This is a genomic window from Bradyrhizobium sp. YCK136 (assembly GCF_044570075.1).
Lineage (GTDB): Bacteria > Pseudomonadota > Alphaproteobacteria > Rhizobiales > Xanthobacteraceae > Bradyrhizobium > Bradyrhizobium diazoefficiens.
The window spans coordinates 4,332,834-4,352,361 of record NZ_CP172424.1 but is presented as its reverse complement, the minus strand read 5'-3'; the positions used below and the strand labels follow the sequence as shown (position 1 = coordinate 4,352,361).

The window sequence follows — 19,528 nt, the reverse complement described above, 5'->3', positions numbered from 1 at the left end:
ACCCTGTGCCCCAGAGCGGCCATCAAGGAGTGGCGGCTTACGCTCGCTGGCGCTCAGGCGGGGTACTCCCGCCAACATGCGTCAATCCGCCACATAACCCCGGAGGATGATTCTCCCCGAGCGATGCGAACGCTATCCAACGTTGCCTGCGGCTTGGTCGTCGCGTGCCACCCAGAGGCGGGTTTGGAGGAAGTCGTGTTCCGTCCCGATGCTCATGGCATCGCACATTCTCAGCTCACTGCTTTCGGCCAATGGTGTGAGGCCCGAACGGGGCAGCGGCTGAGCGATCACGCTGCGATGGACCGCTTCTCGGTGGAGGATTTCCACAGCTTCTGGCGTCTCTTCCTTGAGTGGTCCGACGTGCCGCGGGACGGTGCAGCCGAGCCCGTCTGCGTCGGCGATGCCTGCGAGACCGCGCGCTTCTTCCCGGATCTTCGTCTCAACTACGCCGAGTGCCTCCTCGCCGGCAGTCCCGGCCAGCCGGTCCTGACAGCCTGCCACGCTGACGGCAGCCGCGACCGGTTCACGCGTGGCGCGTTGCGCGTCGCGGTTGATCGATTGGCAAAGTCGTTGCAGCGGCTCGGTGTGCGCCGCGGCGACCACGTCGTGGCAATCGCACGCAACAATGCCGAGGCGGTCATTGCCTGTCTGGCGACCGCCGCGATTGGCGGGACTTTTGCCAGCTGCGCGCCGGAGATGGGCGTACCCGCTATCCTGGCGCGGTTCGCCCCTCTCGAGGCCGTGGTGCTCTTCGGCTGCCTTCGAGCGGAGCGATGGGATGCGGGAATTCCGGTCGCCGAGCGCGTCCTCGAAACGGCGGCCGGCCTGCCGAGCCTCGCGGCGATCATTGCGCTGGACGATGGCTCGCTGGACGTCGATGAGGGGACGGCACCTCTGCACAGGCTTGCCGATCTGCTCGGTGATGATGATGGTGGCGAGATTGGGCCAAGCTGGCCTCGTCACCCGTTCAACCATCTGCTGTTCACGATGTTCTCTTCGGGCACCACGGGCCCGCCAAAATGCATTCAGCACGGCGCCGGGGGCACCTTACTGGAGCATCTGAAGGAGCACCGGTTGCACTGTGATCTCAGCCACGGCGACAGGCTGTTCTTCCAAACCTCCTGCGGTTGGATGATGTGGAACTGGCAGCTCTCGGCGCTGGCGTCCGGCGTCGAGATAGTCCTCTACGACGGGCCGCTCGCAGCGGCGGACACGTTCTGGCGGATTGTTGCCGAGGAACGTGTGACCGTGTTCGGCACCAATCCCGCCTATCTGCACTTCTGCGAGGAGAAGGGTTTCTCCCCGGGGCGGGTGCTCGACCTTTCTGCCCTGCGCACCATGCTCTCGACCGGCTCGATCCTCTATCCCCGCCAGTACGACTGGGTCAGCAGCAAAGTGAAGTCGTCGATGCCGCTGCAGTCGATCTCAGGCGGCACGGACATCATCGGCTGCTTCGTCCTTGGCAATCCGAATCTGCCGGTCCATCGCGGCGAGGCACAGTGCCGCAGCCTCGGCCTCGATGTCCGCTCGCTGCCACCGCCCGACGATCCGCGGGCGAAGATAGGCGAATTGGTCTGCGCCAACCCTTTCCCCTCGCGGCCCCTCGGCTTTCACGGCGATGCCGACGGCACCCGCTTCCACGCCGCCTACTTTGCTCAGAACCCCGGCTATTGGACCCATGGCGATCTGATCGAGGCCACGCCTCATGGGGGCTGGCGCTTGCATGGTCGTTCAGACGGCGTCCTCAATGTGCGCGGCATCCGCATAGGGACCGCGGAGATCTACCGCATCCTCGATGACGTCGGCGGGATCGTCGAGGCGATGGCGGTCGAGCAACAAGCGGAAGACGAGCCAGGCGGCACACGCATGGTTTTGTTGCTCGTGTTGCGCGAAGGCGTGGTGCTCGACAGCGCTCTCGCCAAGCACATCCGCTCCGAGCTTGCACGCTGCGGCTCGCCGGCCTTCGTGCCGGCGCGTATCGCACAGGTCGACGCGCTTCCTGTTAAATCGCAGCCCGGGATGCGGTGAACGGCCGCCCTGTACGGAATCGCGACGCCCTGCAGAATGCCGAATGCCTTGAGGCCATTGCCAACCATCCGGTTCTGCGAGCGCCTCCGACCGCCAGTGTGTCTCGGGAGCCGACCCCGGTCTGTGGAGTGCTCCCAGACGTTGAGCAGCTGCGGAAAGACCTGCAGGCGATCTGCCAGCGCGTGCTGGACCTGGCTCCCATCGGCTGGTCCGATAATCTTCTGGACCTCGGCGCGGACTCGCTGGCCATAGTCAGCCTGCTCCTGGAGATCGAGAGCTATGCAGGGCATCCGGTGCCACTTTCGGCCTTTCTGCGGGCGCCGTCGATCGAAGGCCTGATCGCGGTCCTCTCCGGCGCGGAGGCAATGACGGCCCAGCAGCTTGGCCGGTCGGGCCTGCACGTCCGTGCCCTCGGTCCGGAGGACGTGGAGCCGGTCTGCCGCTTTCTTGAGGAATCGTTTCGCGGGGCGGGCATCGATGCCACGAAATGGCGCCGTCTGTTCGATCATGGCTGGTCGGATCACACCCGCGGCTTCATGCTTTTCGACGGCAACGCCTTGGTTGGATTCATCGGGGCAGTTGCTGCCCGGCGGCAGGTGAACGAGGAGGCAGTCCTCGTCTGCAATCTGTCCTCTTGGGTTGTACGCGCGCAGTACCGCGGCTGGGGCATGGCGCTGCTCGCATCAATGCTGGATGACGCGAACGCCACATACACGTGCTTCACTCCACAGCCGTCGTCTTGGGCCGCCCTCATCGCACAGCGTTTCAAACCGCTGGACTCGCAGCGCATCGCCATACCGCCATTGCTACAGGCCGCGACCTTGTTCGGCTCGACCCGGCCGATGATCAGCTTCGATCCGGCCGTGATCCGCGAGAGACTGACCAGCCACCAAAGCCAAATCTTCGACGATCACGCGGCGTATGATTGCCTGCAGCTCATCGTCGTCGACGGGCCTGATTACGCCTATCTCGTGGTGAAGCGCCGCGATCAGCGTCTTGCAGCAAGTCGATTGGGACGACTGGCACGGTTTCTGCCGCTCAAAATCCCCTATTCGGACATTCTGCATTGTAGTGCGCCGGTTCTGTTGTTGCGGCATCTCGAGCGCGTCAAGCTGGCGATCTTGCGCCGGCAGCGAACGGTGGCGCTCGTCGCGGAGGCGCGAATCTTTCCGGTCCCACCACGAGGCATGATGCTCCCGATGATCACGTGCTTCCGTTCCCCGTTGATCGCCGACGGCGAGCTCGACAGGCTGTATTCGGAAATCGTACTCCTGCCCATCTGAAGGCGGACATTCGCTTTGCGCATTGTCGACGTCCGCTTTCGTGGCAACGCCGACCTCGCTATCACGCACGCGCGCGGCACATTTACGAGCACACCACCTACCCCGTCCGCGCCGCGCGCCGCAACGCCTGCGGCGGCTGGCCGAACGCGCGGATGAAGGCGCGCCGCATCCGTTCGGGGTCGCGGAATCCGGTCGCCTCCGCAACGAGCTCGATCGCCTCGCGCGAGGATTGCACGCGCTCGCGCGCGACCTCGATCCGCAGCCGCTCGATCGCTTTCGACGGCGTCGTGCCGGTCTCGGCGGCAAAGGCGCGGGCAAAGTGCCGCGCACTCATGCCGGCGCGATCGGCGAGCTCCTCCACCGTGAGCGGCGCGTCGAGATTTTCGCGGGCCCAGGACAACAGCGCACCGAACCGGCCGTTCGGCGCCTTCAACTCCAGCAGCGATGAGAATTGCGACTGGCCGCCGCTGCGGCGATGATAGAGCACGAGTTGGCGCGCGGCCGCCTGCGCGATCTCCTCGCCATGGTCCTCCGTGACCATCGCCAGCGCGAGGTCGATGCCCGCCGTGATGCCTGCCGACGTCCACACATTGCCGTCGCGGGTAAAGATCTGGTCCGGCTCGAACTTCACCTTGGGATAGCGCGCGACGAAATCGCGTGTGCGGCCCCAATGCGTGGTGGCGCGGCGTCCGTCGAGCAGACCCGCTTCGGCGAGTACATAGGCGCCCGAGCAGACGCTGGCGACCCGAACGCCGCGCCGCGCCAGCCGCTGCACGAAGGCACGCGTGACCTCGCAGCGCGCGGCATCCGCTACACCCGCGCCGCCCGCGATGACGAGTGTCGTGATGGCGTTCGCCGATTTGAAATCACGCGCCATCATCTCGACGCCCGAGGAGCTGCGCACCGGTCCCGCATTCATCGCCAGCACCCGCAGCGCAAGCGGCTTGCCGGCGCAGCGTGCTGCGACCTCGAACACCGAGATCGGGCCCGCCGCATCGAGCAACTGGAAATCCGGGAAGATCAGAATGCCGATCATGGTTATGTCCGAAATTGAGGGAATTATGACATTTTGGACAGAAGGGCATCATGCCAGTGTGCCCGCGTCAAGCCCATGATTGGAGGATCTCCCGATGTCGTCCCCGCTCCAGATCGGACTTCTGGTGTTTCCGCGCGTCACCCAGCTCGACTTCACCGGCCCCTTGCAGGTGTTCTCCGCCGTTCCCGGCGCCAAGCTGCATCTGATCTGGAAGCGGATCGAGCCGGTGCCGAGCGATTCCGTGCTGACATTGACGCCCACCACGACATTCGCCGACTGCCCGCAGCTCGACGTGATCTGCGTGCCTGGCGGCGGCGGCACCAGCGATCTGCTCAATGACGAAGCGGTGCTGGATTTCCTGCGCAGGCAGGCCGAAGGCGCCAGGTACGTCACCTCGGTCTGCACGGGGGCACTGGTGCTCGGCGCCGCCGGCCTGCTCAAGGGCTACCGCGCCGCCACCCATTGGAGCGCGATGGAGATGCTCGGCCAGTTCGGCGCAACGCCGACCAAGACGCGCGTCTGCATCGACCGCAACCGCGTCACCGGCGGCGGCGTCACCGCCGGGATCGATTTCGCGCTGACGCTGGTGTCGATCCTGGTCGACCGCACCACGGCGGAAGCGATCCAGCTCCAGATCGAATACAACCCCGCCCCGCCGTTCACGTCCGGCTCGCCCGACACCGCGCCCGCCGAGGTGCTGGCCTTGCTGAGAGAGCGCGGCGCCGCAAATCAGGCCCGCCGCCTCGAGGCGGTCAAACGCGCGGCTGAACGGGTCATCTGATTCCACGCAATCAGTCTCGTGTCCCGGACGCGCTGCAGCGCCTCTTTGCGCTGCGGCGCTGAGCCGGGACCCAGATTGCGGCCCCTGGGTCCCGGCTCAGCGCCGCAGCGTTACACGCTGCACCGCGTCCGGGACACGCAACTCATCCCAACAGAAAAAGGCCGCTCGGTTTCCCAAGCGGCCTTTCCTGTCTTACGGCGGCTGCACATTTCATCGGGCGATTTCGGAACTTCCAGACCGGGGGCCTATCTCCCAATCGAGTCCTGGTCGGCGGCCGCTGCATTTCGGGACAGTCGCGAACTGTTGCCCGAACCGAACGCGATGGTCTCCCATCTCCGTAAGATGGGACCATTGAGCCGCATCGCCGGCGCGAACACAACGGCCGCGCAGCCGGCATCCCCGCTGTTCCCGTTGTCCACAGCGGGATCAGCCGGATGCGCCTGCATCCAATCCGAAGATGACGATTCGACGAAGGCTGGAAGCCTAGCCGGGGGTCCAGGGCTGATAGTCGCCGGTCGCCTTCGGCCGCTTGCCGCCGGCGAGCGTCGAGCCCGAGGGGCGGTAGGCGTTGGCCGTGCCCGTGAGATTCGGCTGGTGCGGCTTTTCCCACTCGCGCGGCTGGTAGTTGTCCTGCGTCGGCGGCACGTCGACGACGTGATGGATCCAGCCGTGCCAGGACGGCGGGATCCGGCTCGCTTCCGCATAGCCGTTATAGATCACCCAGCGCCGCTCGAAGCCGAGCGTCGGGTCGATCGCCCCGCCGCGGGTGCGATAATAGAGATTGCCCTGCTCGTCCTGACCGACCAGCTCGCCGTATCGCTTGGTCCAGAGCTGGGTGCCAAACGTCTGGCCACTCCACCAGGTGAAAAACTTGAGGAAGAACTGTTTCATGCGGCAAGGGCCCTGCTTCGTCGGGTCCTGATGCCATCCGGTCACGGAAATGTCCAGTTCGGCGGCTGCGGCCGTGCCCCACGCGAACGTCGGAGCGCGGCAGCGCCGCCGCAAAGCTGACGCGATCCGTTCATGCCGGGTACAGCGACCGCGTGAAAATCTCCCCTTCACACGCGCACACCCGCGTGAATCCAGGAACCTCCGCCCTTTCAAGGGGTTTGCTCCCTGGAAAAGGAGTTTGAACATGAACAGTCTGAGAGTTCTAGGCGCGGCGGCAGCCCTGGCGCTGGTCCTTCCGATGGCGACACCGAGCTTCGCGCAGGGCCGTGGCGGTGGCCATTTCGGCGGCGGGGGCGGTGCTCACTTCGGCGGTGGCGGCGGCGCTCACTTCGGCGGCGGTGGCGGCGGCGCCCGAATGGGCGGGGGCGGCTTCAGCGCCGGTCCACGGATCGGCGGTGGCGGCGGCAATTTTGCGGCTGGCGCAGTGGCGCGTCCCGGCCTCGGCACTGCTCCGTCGTTCAGCGGTGGCGGTGGCCGCAACTTCGCAGCCGCCGGCAGCAACTGGCAGGGCGGTGGCGGCAATTGGAACGGCGGCTGGCGTCATCATCATCGCGGCGGGTTCTGGCCCGGTTTCGCGGCAGGTGCTGCTATCGGCGGCCTCGGCTCATACGCCTATTATGGCGGCGGGTATTACAACGATCCCTACTACTACGGCGACGACAGCTACTACGACGAGCCGTCGGTGGCGGTCGTTCCCGACAGCGGCGGCGATTCCGCGGGCTACTGCGCGCAGCGCTACCGCTCCTACGACCCGGCGTCGGGCACCTATCTCGGTTATGACGGCCTGCGTCATCCCTGCCCGTAACCGCATCTGCAATGCTTGACAGAAACGGCGTCGCAGTGATGCGGCGCCGTTTTCGCGTGTGCTCCGCTTTCACCAGTTGCGCGTGCACCTGTTCCCGCGACGATATGTACAAGTCGACGCAAACGGACCTTTATTCACCGCACCGTGCATATCTACCCTGATCCAATCCAAAATTGACCCGACCCACGATTCGCGGATATCACCAATGCGGGGACTTCGATCTACTGGGAAAGGTCATGCCGCGTATTCTCGTGGTAGATGACGATCCGATGGTCGGCGCGACCATCGAGGTCCTTCTCCAACGTCAGGGCTTCGACGTTACGCTGGCCGACGGCGGTGAAGCGGGACTGGCTGCGCTGGAAGCGCAGACGTATCACGTGATGCTGGTCGACATCTTCATGCCGCATATGCGCGGCTTCGAATCCATCCGCATCTTTCACGAGCGCGCGCCGGCGATCCCGCTGATCGCGATGTCCGGTTACGCCTTTGCATCGTCGGCCTCGCCCTCTCCCGATTTCCTCCGCATGGCGCTGGAGCTCGGCGCAACGCGTTGCCTGCGCAAGCCGTTCACGCCGGAAGCGCTGCTGACGACAATCCGGGAATGTCTCGCGGGCGAGAGCGCACAGCCGAAGGACAAGAAAGAAGCCCCTTGATTCCAACGCAGCGCGTCATTCTCGGTGCTGGACTTGCAATCCTCCTGATCATCACCGCCGCCTCGATCGGCCTCGACGTCAAGTCGCGGTCCGACTCGGCGTGGGTCAGCCGTACCGTCCAGGTCCAGAAGAAGATCTCCGATCTGCGCGTCCTGATGCGCCGCGCCGAGAGCGCCGCGCGCGGCTACGAGATCTATCGCAGCCCGGCCTTCAGCGACGAATTCCAGGCGGTGCATGCCCAGATCGCGCCGGCACTCGCCGACCTCAAGCGCGGCGTGGGCGACAACCCCGATCAGGTCACGCTGCTGGAGGGCACCGAGCCGCTGGCGCTGCGCCGGGTCGAGATCGCTGCCGAGGCGATGCGCCTGCGCGCCATGAATGACCAGGCCGGCATTGCCGCGCTCAACGGCAAGGCCGAGGGCCGCGGCCTGATGGACACGGTGATGGGCAATCTCGACCGTCTGAGCGCAGAGCAAGAACGATTGCTCGCCGCGCGCTCCCAGGATTCGCGTCGCACCGGCATCGTGCTGCTCGGCATCGATGTCGCCGGCGCGCTCGTGATCCTGCTGCTGGTGGTGATGGTGATGCGCGAGAGCCGGCGCACCGAGGGCGCGCTCAAGAGCACGCTGCTGGAGACCACGGCCGCCAAGGAGCAACTCGAGGCGGCGGTGGCCGAACGCACCGAACATCTGGTCACCGCGCATGACGAGCTCCGCCTGTCCGTCAACGTGCTCCAGAGCACTTTTCGCAGCATGGCGGAGGCGGTGCTGGTCATCGACGTCGACAGCAACGTTCTTCTGTCCAATCCGGCCGCGGAGCGCATGCTGCTGCACCGCACCGGCATGAACCTGAGCAGTCTGCGGGTGCTGTCGGACGTCTTTCATGGCGACGGCGTCACGCCGATGAAGGCCGAGGAGCTGCCTTCGGTGCGTGTGCTGCGCGGCGAGGAGTTCGAAGACCTGGAGATGATCGTCCGCCCGCACAGCGGCAATCAGGTGCGCCACCTCATGATCAGCGGCCGTCCGATGCGGGACGGACAAGGCGAAATCTCGGGCGCCGTGCTGGTCTATCACGATGCGACCACCTCGCGCGAGACCGAGCGGCAATTGCAGCAGTCGCAGAAGCTGGATGCGATCGGCAAGCTGACCGGCGGTGTCGCGCACGACTTCAACAACATGCTGACGGTGATCTCGGGAAATACCGAGACGCTGGTGGCGAGCCTGAAGGAGCAGCCCCAGCTCCAGCGCGTGGCGCGCCTGATCGACGATGCCGCCGAGCGCTGCGCCGAGCTGATCCAGCACCTGCTCGCCTTCGCACGCCGGCAGCCGCTCCAGCCGCGCAACGTCGAGATCAACGCCGCGATCACGGACATCGCAAAACTCCTGCGCCCCACCCTCGGCGAGCAGATCCAGATCGAGACCGTGCTGGAACAGGGGCCGATGACCGCGCACATCGATCCGTCCCGGCTCACCAATGCCGTGCTCAACATGGCGATCAACGCCCGCGACGCCATGCCGAACGGCGGCAAGCTGCTGCTGGAGACCCACCGCGTCGTGCTGGACGAGGCCTATGCGCAGGCCAATGCGGACGTGGTGTCCGGCCCCTACGTCATGCTAGCGGTCAGCGACACCGGCACCGGCATGCCGCTGGACATCCAGGAGAAGGCGTTCGAGCCGTTCTTCACCACCAAGGAGGTCGGCAAGGGAAGTGGCCTCGGCCTCTCCATGGTCTACGGCTTCGTCAAGCAGTCCGGCGGACACATCAAGATCTACAGCGAGGAAGGCCACGGCACCACGATCAAGCTCTATCTGCCGCCGGGCGAAGGCATGGCGGAAGTGGCCGCGACCGTCGCGCCTCAGGCCGAAGGCGGTGCCGAGATCATTTTCGTGGTCGAGGACGATCCACTGGTGCGCAACTTCGTCACCGCGCAATTGCAGAGCCTCGGCTACCAGACGGTTGCCGCGCCCGACAGCCGCGCCGCGCTGCAGGCGATCGAGGCCGGGCAGGCCTTCGATCTCCTCTTCACCGACGTCGTCATCCCCGGCGGCATGAGCGGGCGCGAGCTCGCCGAGGAAGTGGCCAGGCGGCGGCCGGGACTGAAGGTGCTCTACACCTCCGGCTACACCGACAACGCCATCGTCCACCACGGCAAGCTCGACGACGGCGTGCTGCTGCTGACCAAACCCTACCGCCGCAACCAGCTCGCCGAGATGATCCGGAAGGCGCTGGGCGGCGGCGGGATGGCGGTCTAAAGCGTTTTCAAGCGAAGTGGATACCGGTTCGCGTAAAGAAAACGCGTCAAACAAGAATCTAGCGCGTCGCCAGCACCACGGCACCGAGCGTGAAGACCAGCGCCGCGATCTGCCCTGGCCCGAGCGGCTCGTGCAGTGCGATCGCCGAGGCCACGACGCCGATGACCGGTACGGCCATGGTCCCGATCGCGGCAACCGAGGCCGGCAGGCGGGCCAGCGCGGCGAACCAGCTCACATAGGCGATGCAGAACTGCACCACGGTCGAATAGACCAGGAGCCACCAGCCGACCGGCGTCACCAGCTCCAGATGCGAGGTCTCGATCAGCAGACCGACGATCGAGATCGGCAGGCAGCCGATCCCGATCTGCCAGGCCGCGGCCGTGATCGGCGGCAGGCGGATCGGGTACTTTTTCGAGAACACGGTGCCCAGGGCAAAGCCGAGCGCGCCGAACAGCGCCATGATGATGCCTGGCAGCTTCGCCGCGCTGGCGGCAATGCCGTTGCCGCCCATGATCGAGGCGAGGCCCACGAAGGCCATCACCAGCCCCAGCGTGCGCAGAACGGTCGGCCGCTCGCCCAGCACCGGCCAGGCGATGATCGAGGCCCAGACCGGCATGGTGTAGGCGATCAGCGCCGCCTCGCTGGCCGGCAGCCAGAGCAGCGCCAGCCCCATCAGCACCATCCAGCCGGTGACGTTGAGGACGGCGGCGGTCAGCAGCCGCGGCCAGATCTCGCGCGCCACCTTCAGGCTGTCGCCGCGGACCAGGGCGAGCGCGGCCAGCAGACCAGCCCCGAGCACGCCGGTCACCCCGCGCAAGGTCAGCGGCGGCAGCTCGGCGAGCAGGAATTTCGTCACCGGCCAGTTGAAGCCCCAGCCGATCGAGGTGATGGCAAGGAACATCAGGCCGGCCGGGGCGATGCGCGGTCGCAGCACCGGCCGAGTCGAATCAAGCATGTGGGGTACCCGGCAAAATCGAGGTCAGCTTGGCGCGGATTCGCGCCCCCCACCACCACCTCGGCGGGCATGCCTGCCCTCACCTTCCGTAAGGCTACGTGAGTCCTGCTGGCGCAACCCCGCCGGCCAAAAATATACCTGCCCTGTGAAGAGCGGGGTGAAGGGTTCCGATCACGACGGGACACAAATTTTTTCAGTTGGGAATCCCTGAGGACTCACTGATACTTGCCTCCACAACAGGCGCGGGCTTGCCCCCTGTTATCCCCCGCAATCCACCATATTTAGTATTTGATTCAGGAACTCGCACTAGTTCTTGACGGGCGCAACGGAGAGTCCTAGCTTTCGGTCCGTTCGGCGCGAGTGAGTTTGCGTCCCGCCGGCACTCCCCCAAAGGGTCTCGCAAATCGTCACTCCGCCAGCCAGCCAAAGGCAGCGGGATGAGGGCTTGTCTGCCCGCGGTAAGCGGACTTTTCGGGCGCCAGAACGGGCCGGCAACAGGCTCGGATGGCATCGATAGAAGTTGTGACGTTGTGGGGCGTTGAACGCATGTCGCGCGCATCCCGTTGGGGCGGATGAGTGTGGACATGCCGGCGGGTGATCGATGCACGCATCGAGAAACCGCGCCGGGAGAAACTGGGCCGGATCCACCGGCTGAACTGCGAAGCCTTAAGGCCGGACGGCCCGGGAGGAATCGCGAAGCGAAATGTCGACCCGGCTGCCTGAACGGAGGCGGTTCGGTCAAAGATAAGGACGGGGCAAGACCATGCGGATTGAGCGGCGGCACACCACCACGGGACAGTCACCTTACGCCGGGATCGATTTCCGGCTGACCACGTCGGAGATTCGCAATCCCGACGGCTCGGTCGTGTTCAAGCTTGATAATGTCGAGGTGCCGACCGAGTGGTCGCAGGTCGCCTCCGACGTCCTCGCCCAGAAATACTTCCGCAAGGCCGGCGTTGCCGCGCGCCTGAAGAAGGTCGAGGAGGAATCCGTCCCCTCCTTCCTGTGGCGCTCCGTGCCCGACACTGAAGCTCTTAGCCAGCTGCCCGAGAAGGAGCGCTATGTCAGCGAGCTCAGCGCCAAGCAGGTGTTCGACCGCCTCGCCGGCTGCTGGACCTATTGGGGCTGGAAGGGCGGCTATTTCACCAACGACGAGGACGCCCAGGCCTTCTATGACGAGCTCCGCTACATGCTCGCCATGCAGATGGTCGCGCCGAACTCGCCGCAATGGTTCAACACCGGCCTGCACTGGGCCTATGGCATCGACGGCCCCGGCCAGGGCCACTATTACGTCGACCCCTTCACCGGCAAGCTGACCAAGTCCAAATCGGCCTACGAGCATCCGCAGCCGCACGCCTGCTTCATCCAGGGCGTCGGTGACGACCTCGTCAACGAGGGCGGCATCATGGACCTCTGGGTCCGCGAGGCGCGCCTGTTCAAATACGGCTCCGGCACCGGCTCCAACTTCTCGCGCCTGCGCGGCGAAGGCGAGAAGCTCTCCGGCGGCGGCCGCTCGTCCGGCCTGATGAGCTTCCTCAAGATCGGCGACCGCGCCGCCGGCGCGATCAAGTCGGGCGGCACCACGCGCCGCGCGGCCAAGATGGTCGTCGTCGACGTCGATCACCCCGACATCGAGACCTATATCGACTGGAAGGTGAAGGAGGAGCAGAAGGTCGCAGCTCTCGTCACCGGCTCCAAGATCAACCAGAAGCACCTCAAGGCGGTGCTGAAGGCCTGCGTGAACTGCGAAGGTTCGGGCGACGACTGCTTCGACCCCGAGAAGAACCCTGCCCTCCGCCGCGAGATCAAGCTCGCGCGCCGCAGCCTCGTGCCCGACAACTACATCAAGCGCGTCATCCAGTTCGCCAAGCAGGGCTACAAGGACATCCAGTTCGACGTCTACGACACCGACTGGGATTCGGAAGCCTATCTCACCGTCTCCGGCCAGAACTCCAACAACTCGGTCTCGCTGAAGGACGATTTCCTGCGGGCCGTGGAAACGGACGGCGACTGGAATCTCAACGCCCGCACCTCCAAGAAGGTGACGAAGACGCTGAAGGCGCGCGACCTCTGGGAGAAGATCGGCTACGCCGCCTGGGCGTCGGCCGACCCGGGCCTGCACTTCAACACCACCATGAACGACTGGCACACCTGCAAGGCGTCCGGCGACATCCGCGCCTCCAATCCGTGCTCGGAATACATGTTCCTGGACGACACGGCGTGCAACCTCGCCTCCGCCAACCTGCTGACCTTCTACGACGTCGCCACCAAGCATTTCGACGTCGAGGGCTACGAGCATCTCTGCCGGCTCTGGACCGTCGTGCTCGAAATCTCGGTGATGATGGCGCAGTTCCCGTCCAAGGCGATCGCCGAGCTCTCCTACGAGTTCCGCACGCTCGGCCTCGGCTACGCCAACATCGGCGGCCTGCTCATGACCATGGGCCTGCCCTATGACAGCAAGGAAGGCCGTGCGCTCTGCGGCGCGCTGACCGCTGTGATGACCGGCATCACCTACAAGACGTCGGCGGAGATGGCGGCCGAGCTCGGCACCTTCCCCGGCTACAAGAAGAACGCCGCACACATGCTGCGCGTGATCCGCAACCACCGCCGCGCCGCGCACGGCCAGTCCAACGGCTACGAGGCGCTTAGCGTCAACCCGGTGCCGATGGACCTGGTCTCCTGCCCGCAGGCCGACCTCGTCAGCCACGCGCAGGCGGCCTGGGATGCGGCGCTCGAGCTCGGCGAGAAGCACGGCTATCGCAACGCCCAGACCACGGTCATCGCGCCGACCGGCACGATCGGCCTCGTCATGGATTGCGACACCACCGGCATCGAGCCCGACTTCGCGCTGGTGAAGTTCAAGAAGCTCGCCGGCGGTGGCTACTTCAAGATCATCAACCGCGCGGTCCCCGCGGCGCTGCGCGCGCTCGGCTATCGCGAGAGCGAGATCGCGGAGATGGAAGCCTACGCCGTCGGCCACGGCTCGCTGTCCAACGCGCCTGGCATCAACGTCTCGACGCTGAAGGCCAAGGGCTTCACTGATGAGGCCATCGCCAAGGTCGAAAAGGCCCTGCCGACCGCCTTCGACATCAAGTTCGCCTTCAACAAGTGGACCTTTGGCGAAGACTTCATCCGCGACCAGCTCGGCATCGGCGCCGAGGCGATCGCGGCCCCCGGCTTCGACCTGCTCCAGGCCGTCGGCTTCACCAAGCGCGAGATCGAGGCGGCCAACGTCCACATCTGCGGCGCGATGACGGTGGAAGGTGCCCCGCACCTCAAGGCCGAGCACTATCCGGTGTTCGACTGCGCCAACCCCTGCGGCAAGATCGGCAAGCGCTATCTGTCGGTCGAGAGCCACATCCGCATGATGGCAGCGGCCCAGCCCTTCATCTCGGGCGCGATCTCCAAGACCATCAACATGCCGAACGACGCCACGGTGGAGGACTGCAAGTCCGCCTACATGCTGTCGTGGAAGCTCGCACTGAAAGCCAACGCGCTCTATCGCGATGGCTCCAAGCTGTCCCAGCCGCTCAACTCGCAGCTCATCGCCGACGATGAGGACGAGGACGATGCGGTGGAGACGCTCTACGACAAGCCGATGGCGGCGCGCACCGCCCAGGTCTCGGAAAAGATCGTCGAGAAGCTGGTCGAGCGCATCATCGTGATGCGCGAGCGCGAGAAGATGCCGGACCGCCGCAAGGGTTACACCCAGAAGGCGGTCGTCGGCGGACATAAAGTCTATCTCCGCACCGGCGAGTATGACGACGGCCGTCTCGGCGAGATCTTCATCGACATGCACAAGGAGGGCGCGGCGCTCCGCTCCTTCATCAACAACTTCGCCATCGCCGTGTCGCTGGGCCTCCAGTACGGCGTGCCGCTCGACGAATATGTCGACGCCTTCACCTTCACCCGCTTCGAGCCGGCGGGCCCCGTGCAGGGCAACGACAGCATCAAGTACGCGACCTCGATCCTCGACTACGTCTTCCGCGAGCTCGCGGTGAGCTACATGTCGCGCTTCGATCTCGCCCATGTCGATCCGACCGAGTCGAACTTCGACGCGCTCGGCAAGGGCGTCGAGGAAGGCAAGGAGCCGGACGAGGGCCACCACGCCTCCAAGCTGGTGTCGCGCGGCCTCACCCGCTCCCGCACCGACAACCTCGTCGTGATGCGCGGCGGCTCTACCGCGGTCGCGCAAGGCAACGACAGCGCGCCATCAGGCGGCAGCAAGGTCACGGCCCTCGCCTCGCACGGCGCGAGCGCCCGGGTCGGCGATGTCATGGAAGGCGCGGTCGCGCTGAAGCAGGAAGTGAGCCACGACCTCTCTCCGACGGAGAAGCTGGAAGCCCTCCAGTGGAGCAAGTCCGGCACCGCGCAGACCCTGGTGCCCTCCAAGGCCGAGCGCCGCGCGGAAGCCAAGGCCAAGGGCTACGAAGGCGAGATGTGCTCGGAGTGCGGCAACTTCACGCTGGTGCGGAATGGCACCTGCATGAAGTGCGATACTTGCGGAAGCACGACGGGGTGTTCGTGAGGGGGTAGAACGTCTCGAGGATCGTTAGATCCGGACATATGCAAAGGGCGGCCGAAAGGCCGCCCTTCTCATTTCAGCAACCTCATCCGCTTAATGCGTCGGATCGCTCGTAAGCGACGTTCGCGTCCCATTCGCAAAGGTTTGGCGTGGGGATTGCAGTCTGTTGATCAACGTGTTTGCAAATCGTTGGCGGGGGGTATGGAGGCGGCAACGACGGAGAATTACGAGGTGCGGCCGAACGACCAGGGCAGGAGCTCGTCGATCCGGGACTGCGGGTGACCGGTTGCGATCGCTTTGAGCGTCGCTTTCATCCAGACGTAGGGCTCCACGCTGTTGATTTTGCAGGTGGCGATGAGCGAAGCTATGCGCGCCCATGAACGACCACCTTCGTCGTGACCAGCAAATAAACTATTTTTACGCGTCAGAGTCAGCGGCCTGATTTGATTTTCGACGGGATTGGTGTCCATCTCAACGCAACCATCGTCGAGAAACAAGGTGAGGCCATCCCAATGGTTCAGGAGATAGGCGATCGCCTTGCCCATCTCGCTGCCCGGCGACAGGCGAGCGGCTTGCTCGCGCAGAAACCTCTCGAGTTCAGCGACGAGCGGCCGTGATCGCTCGTTACGGGTCGTTTGCCGAGCCGGGGCGTCGGCGCCACGGATCTCCTTCTCGATCGCATAGAGTGCGGCGATGCGCGCGAGAACGGCTTCGGCGATGGGTGAGCCGGCTTTCGGAGTCGCTGCGATGATCTTGCGCCTTGAGTGGGACCAACATGCGGCCAGCCGCAGCGGCACGCCGCCTTTGCGCTTGGGCCGTGCGAGCCGATGATAGCCCTGGTATCCGTCGACCTGAAGGATGCCGTCGAAGCCCTCGAGGATGCGCTCAGCATGGTCACCACCGCGTCCTGGCGCGTAGTGGTAGACCACGATTGGTGGATCAGCGCCGCCGTGGCCGCGATCGTCGCGCAGGACAGCCCACAGATAGCCGGTCTTCGTTCGGCCCCGGCCCGGATCGAGCACAGGCGCCCTGGTCTCGTCTATGAACAAGCGGCCCGATTGCTTCATCACGACGCTCATGCGCTCGACCAGCGGCGCGAGGTGGAAGGCGACCGTTCCCATCCAGTCTGCCAGAACGGCGCGATCGATGAAGATGCCATGCCGAGCCAGAACCTGCGACTGACGATAGAGTGGCATGTGCTCGCTGAACTTGGCGACCGCCACCTGCGCCAGCAGCGCCTCGGTGGGGATGCCACCCTCCACGAGATGGGCGGGCGCCGGCGCCTGAGCAACACCGGTGCAGCCCTTTGCGCAGGCGTAGCGCGGTCGCACCGTCTCGATCACACGATACTGGGCGGCCATGACATCGAGACGGCGGGAGCGATCCTCGCCGATCTGGACCATCCGGCCGCAGCCGCAGGGACACTCGAGGTTCTCGGGTTCGATCACCTGCTCGATGCGCGGCAGGTGCGCGGGAAAGGCACGGGCAGCGCGCCTGGTCCGGCGGCTGGACGGCGCCGTGCCGGCGCGGCGCGCACGATCGTCCTGGCGTTCCTGGACTTCGGCGATGGCAATCTCGATGTCCTCGAGAACCAGTTGCATCTGATCGGGATTGAACTTCTCCGAGCGTTTACCGAAACGTGCGCGCTCGTACTCCTTCACGAGCAGTTCGAGGCGTTCGACGCTCTCTTTGGACGCAGCCAGTTCACTCTCGACATGAAGGCGCGCCGAGCATTCATCGTCTGCGCGACGACGCTCGGCTTCAATCATCGCTTCCTGCGCGCGGAAGAGCGCGCGCAAATCGGCGGGCAGCGCTGCAAGACGGGCGGGATCAAAGGGGGACGGCGGCACATCCGCAAGCTATCATCCCAAAGCCCCGCGCGAAACAGGTTGTCGGGTCTGAGTCAGTTCGCCGCAGCTGGCGTCGCGACAATCCGTTCGCCCACTCGCTTCCAGTTCCTTCGAACTGCACGCGCGTCAGATGCATGACGCCGTCGCTGATCTGCGGCCACTCGAAACGACCATCGCGGCCAAGGCGCTTGTAGACCAAAACGAGGCCCGTGCCGTCCCATAGCAAAATCTTCAGCCGGTCGGCGCGCTTCGAACGAAAAACCACGATCAGGCCCGAATGCGGATCGAGCCCAAGCGTGTTTTGCACAAGACCGGCCAGCGCGTCGTGCCCACACCGGAAGTCAACAGGACGCACAGCAAGCACAATCCGCAGTCCCTGCGCCGGAATGATCATGCGCCGCGCTCGATCGCAGTCACGATCTCCGCGATCCGCACCGCCGACACGTCCGCATCCAGGCGGACCGAAACCTTGCCAATCGTAATCTCGACGGGCCCCTCGCTCTTGCCTGACGCCACTGGATCGCTCAGCTCGATCGACACGAAATCCGCCGCGTCGTCCGTGACCAATGCGAGCCGGCCAGCACGCGCCAATCTGCGCCACGTCGTCAACTGCTGGGCCTTCACACCATAACGCCGTGCGACATCACATACCCGGGCGTCGGGCTTCATGCTCTCGAAAACAGCGCGCCCCTTGATCTCCGCAGACCATAACCGGCCTCCAGAACGCGTCCGGCGCGTAAGCTTCCCCACAAAGCCATCAGCTTCGGCTTCCTCCCCCGATTGTTCCATCGCCTTCAGTCTCCTCTCGGCTCTCTGACAAGCCAAGGATCGCAGAGCGAAAGCCGAAGCGAAACCAGTCAATCAAATGGGAGAAAAGCTCCGCTTACGATCGCTCTTGCGCTGACTCGCGTTTTGCCGGCTCCATCTGCGTGAGGTTCCCGCAAGCGTAGCCCGGATGCCCCACAACCTCCATCCGGGCCACTCGCTCCTCACCGCTCATCATTGGCCACCGCATTGCAGCGTGCCCGTCTCGCAGCTCGCCTCGCCGCCTTCCTCGCAACCCAGCGCGCGCGAAACTGCTTTGCGGCACGAAAGGTTCGTGGTGCCACGACCTGAAATGCCATTGAGGCTATTCCGGCGACCATTCCTTTCACCACGTCGAAAGCGAAATCGGGTCCAAAATACTCCCACATGACCCTGCCTCCTTCTCGCGAAGGCTCCGCCGGGCGGAATGGGCAGATTGCGAACATGAAAAAGCCCCGTCCGTCACCGGCGGGGCCTCGGGAAAATCTCTGTGCGCCTTGTTCAGCGCACGCGAAATCTCTCGGTACACCCGCTCATGGTGGACTCGATGAACCAGCTGCAAAGCATGGCCGTGCGATAAAAAACGCCCATAGCGATCACCCAGAAATTTCGAAGAACGAAGGCGCCAGATGCGCAAGGCCAAACGCGCGCACGAGGGGCCGGTTGGCGGCAGATAAACAGACTGGACGGCCGCCGTCTGTGGAGCAATTCACAATTGCGGTATGACTTTTTTGGGGCGCGCTGCGGTTAGCTCGTAGGATGGGTTGAGCACTTGCGAAACCCATCATTCGATCGCGGCAATCGATGGGTTTCGCTACGCTCTACCCATCCTACGTGATCCAAATTACGGTGACAGTGCACTAAATTCACTCGCTCCGTCCCGCCGATCTGCGGCTTCGGCTCGCGCTTGGTGGGCGGCGTCAATTAAGTGTACTGTCGCCGTAATCGCAGATTGGTTCCGGCTTCGATGCTCATCAATGCTCTACCGCCGAAATAGCCTTTGCGGTCGAGCTCTTCCCTCCTAAACTCCAGACACCACCGACATGGGTTCCGACGGGCCCGGTAGAAGCGGAGTCGAGTTATGCCCAAACCGGAGAGCTTCCCGATCGAGAAGATCTTCGTTCCCACGAAGCAGAAGAAAGCTATCAAGCCCGAGATCGTCGGGGAGATCGCGGAAAGTATTCTGGACATCGGACAACAGGCCCCCATTTCCGTTCGGCTCGACGGAGACCGCCTCGTTCTGGTCGAGGGACTGCATCGGCTCGAAGCCTGCAAGGCGCTCGGTGAGACAACCATTATCGGTGTCCTGGTCCCGGCCGAGCTTGCTCAACACAAGCCGCTGCTGTCCGAAGGACCCGAAGTCGAGGCAGAGCGCATCAAGATGGCGCGATTGAAAAAGCTGCGCCTCGAGAAGGAAGCCGCAGAGACATCGACTGCTGCCTTGAAGAGCGTCAACGAAACGGAAGCACCGCGCGCCAGTCCGGCGAAAGGCGTCCGCGGCAATCCGAAGGCATCACTGGGCCGGACTCCGAAATCGACACCGAAAACATTGTCGGATTGGATCACGCAGCAAAAGGGCAACGGCGGCCGCTATTGATTGTCGGC

General features: G+C 64.7%; 14 protein-coding genes. 8 read left to right on the top strand and 6 right to left on the bottom strand.

The window, feature by feature from the left end:
• Window positions 1-195: 195 nt before the first annotated feature.
• Both ACFLEY_RS20850 and ACFLEY_RS20845 read left to right on the top strand, forming a co-directional pair.
• Window positions 196-2,028 carry an acetoacetate--CoA ligase gene (locus ACFLEY_RS20850; RefSeq protein ID WP_211433562.1) on the top strand — a complete coding sequence of 611 codons (1,833 nt, stop codon included), beginning with the start codon at window positions 196-198 and terminating at the stop codon, window positions 2,026-2,028.
• Entirely contained in the window at window positions 2,025-3,311 is a 1,287-nt protein-coding gene (locus tag ACFLEY_RS20845; RefSeq protein ID WP_171901265.1) for a phosphopantetheine-binding protein, read from the top strand. The genes ACFLEY_RS20850 and ACFLEY_RS20845 overlap by 4 nt, the downstream gene beginning before the upstream one ends.
• A 97-nt stretch (window positions 3,312-3,408) precedes the next feature.
• On the opposite strand, the gene ACFLEY_RS20840 is transcribed toward ACFLEY_RS20845, so the two are convergent.
• Complete coding sequence (locus tag ACFLEY_RS20840; protein WP_060911822.1) at window positions 3,409-4,347, bottom strand: GlxA family transcriptional regulator; 939 nt, start codon at window positions 4,345-4,347, stop codon at window positions 3,409-3,411.
• A 94-nt stretch (window positions 4,348-4,441) separates the two neighbouring features.
• Between ACFLEY_RS20840 and ACFLEY_RS20835 the strand changes: the two genes are divergently transcribed.
• Complete coding sequence (locus ACFLEY_RS20835; RefSeq protein WP_060911821.1) at window positions 4,442-5,128, top strand: DJ-1/PfpI family protein; 687 nt, start codon at window positions 4,442-4,444, stop codon at window positions 5,126-5,128.
• Window positions 5,129-5,611: 483 nt separating this feature from the next.
• Here ACFLEY_RS20835 and ACFLEY_RS20830 read toward each other — a convergent pair whose 3' ends face one another.
• Entirely contained in the window at window positions 5,612-6,019 is a 408-nt protein-coding gene (locus tag ACFLEY_RS20830; protein ID WP_011087052.1) for an NADH:ubiquinone oxidoreductase subunit NDUFA12, read from the bottom strand.
• Window positions 6,020-6,263: 244 nt separating this feature from the next.
• Here ACFLEY_RS20830 and ACFLEY_RS20825 point away from each other — a divergent pair, with 244 nt between their 5' ends.
• The 3 genes from ACFLEY_RS20825 (at window position 6,264) to ACFLEY_RS20815 (ending at window position 9,789) form a co-directional block, all read left to right on the top strand.
• Entirely contained in the window at window positions 6,264-6,884 is a 621-nt protein-coding gene (locus tag ACFLEY_RS20825; RefSeq protein ID WP_028171220.1) for a BA14K family protein, read from the top strand.
• Window positions 6,885-7,120: 236 nt separating this feature from the next.
• Window positions 7,121-7,537 (top strand): response regulator, encoded by a 417-nt coding sequence (locus ACFLEY_RS20820; protein ID WP_011087050.1) that lies wholly within the window; start codon window positions 7,121-7,123, stop codon window positions 7,535-7,537.
• The gene (locus tag ACFLEY_RS20815) at window positions 7,534-9,789 is read left to right on the top strand and encodes a CHASE3 domain-containing protein (RefSeq protein ID WP_060911820.1); all 2,256 of its coding nucleotides are present in this window, start codon (window positions 7,534-7,536) and stop codon (window positions 9,787-9,789) included. The genes ACFLEY_RS20820 and ACFLEY_RS20815 overlap by 4 nt, the downstream gene beginning before the upstream one ends.
• Window positions 9,790-9,847: 58 nt before the next feature.
• Here the strand turns inward: ACFLEY_RS20815 and ACFLEY_RS20810 are convergent, their stop codons facing one another.
• A complete protein-coding gene (locus ACFLEY_RS20810; RefSeq protein WP_060911819.1) occupies window positions 9,848-10,744 on the bottom strand; it encodes a DMT family transporter in 897 nt (298 codons plus the stop codon).
• A gap of 763 nt (window positions 10,745-11,507) precedes the next feature.
• On the opposite strand from ACFLEY_RS20810, the gene ACFLEY_RS20805 reads away from it, so the two are divergent.
• Window positions 11,508-15,272 (top strand): vitamin B12-dependent ribonucleotide reductase, encoded by a 3,765-nt coding sequence (locus ACFLEY_RS20805; RefSeq protein WP_060911818.1) that lies wholly within the window; start codon window positions 11,508-11,510, stop codon window positions 15,270-15,272.
• A gap of 221 nt (window positions 15,273-15,493) precedes the next feature.
• Here ACFLEY_RS20805 and tnpC read toward each other — a convergent pair whose 3' ends face one another.
• The 3 genes from tnpC to ACFLEY_RS20790 all read right to left on the bottom strand — a co-directional run bounded on the left by tnpC (window position 15,494) and on the right by ACFLEY_RS20790 (window position 17,908).
• Window positions 15,494-17,038, bottom strand: a complete 1,545-nt coding sequence (gene tnpC, locus ACFLEY_RS20800) for an IS66 family transposase (RefSeq protein ID WP_224517700.1) — start codon at window positions 17,036-17,038, stop codon at window positions 15,494-15,496.
• A 61-nt stretch (window positions 17,039-17,099) separates the two neighbouring features.
• Window positions 17,100-17,513: an IS66 family insertion sequence element accessory protein TnpB gene (gene tnpB, locus ACFLEY_RS20795; RefSeq protein ID WP_396604745.1), complete on the bottom strand. Its 414-nt coding sequence runs from the start codon at window positions 17,511-17,513 to the stop codon at window positions 17,100-17,102.
• Window positions 17,510-17,908, bottom strand: a complete 399-nt coding sequence (locus ACFLEY_RS20790; protein WP_026192391.1) for a transposase — start codon at window positions 17,906-17,908, stop codon at window positions 17,510-17,512. The genes tnpB and ACFLEY_RS20790 overlap by 4 nt, the downstream gene beginning before the upstream one ends.
• Window positions 17,909-19,004: 1,096 nt before the next feature.
• Between ACFLEY_RS20790 and ACFLEY_RS20785 the strand changes: the two genes are divergently transcribed.
• The gene (locus tag ACFLEY_RS20785; protein WP_060911816.1) at window positions 19,005-19,520 is read left to right on the top strand and encodes a ParB N-terminal domain-containing protein; all 516 of its coding nucleotides are present in this window, start codon (window positions 19,005-19,007) and stop codon (window positions 19,518-19,520) included.
• Window positions 19,521-19,528: the final 8 nt, after the last annotated feature.

What these genes read in the sequence shown, in the direction of transcription:
- ACFLEY_RS20840 (WP_060911822.1), bottom strand. Translation starts at nt 4,347, where the DNA reads ATGATCGGCATTCTGATCTTCCCGGATTTCCAGTTGCTCGATGCGGCG.
- ACFLEY_RS20835 (WP_060911821.1), top strand. Translation starts at nt 4,442, where the DNA reads ATGTCGTCCCCGCTCCAGATCGGACTTCTGGTGTTTCCGCGCGTCACC.
- ACFLEY_RS20830 (WP_011087052.1), bottom strand. Translation starts at nt 6,019, where the DNA reads ATGAAACAGTTCTTCCTCAAGTTTTTCACCTGGTGGAGTGGCCAGACG.
- ACFLEY_RS20825 (WP_028171220.1), top strand. Translation starts at nt 6,264, where the DNA reads ATGAACAGTCTGAGAGTTCTAGGCGCGGCGGCAGCCCTGGCGCTGGTC.
- ACFLEY_RS20820 (WP_011087050.1), top strand. Translation starts at nt 7,121, where the DNA reads ATGCCGCGTATTCTCGTGGTAGATGACGATCCGATGGTCGGCGCGACC.
- ACFLEY_RS20810 (WP_060911819.1), bottom strand. Translation starts at nt 10,744, where the DNA reads ATGCTTGATTCGACTCGGCCGGTGCTGCGACCGCGCATCGCCCCGGCC.
- ACFLEY_RS20805 (WP_060911818.1), top strand. Translation starts at nt 11,508, where the DNA reads ATGCGGATTGAGCGGCGGCACACCACCACGGGACAGTCACCTTACGCC.
- tnpC (WP_224517700.1), bottom strand. Translation starts at nt 17,038, where the DNA reads ATGATTGAAGCCGAGCGTCGTCGCGCAGACGATGAATGCTCGGCGCGC.
- tnpB (WP_396604745.1), bottom strand. Translation starts at nt 17,513, where the DNA reads ATGATCATTCCGGCGCAGGGACTGCGGATTGTGCTTGCTGTGCGTCCT.
- ACFLEY_RS20790 (WP_026192391.1), bottom strand. Translation starts at nt 17,908, where the DNA reads ATGGAACAATCGGGGGAGGAAGCCGAAGCTGATGGCTTTGTGGGGAAG.
- ACFLEY_RS20785 (WP_060911816.1), top strand. Translation starts at nt 19,005, where the DNA reads ATGCCCAAACCGGAGAGCTTCCCGATCGAGAAGATCTTCGTTCCCACG.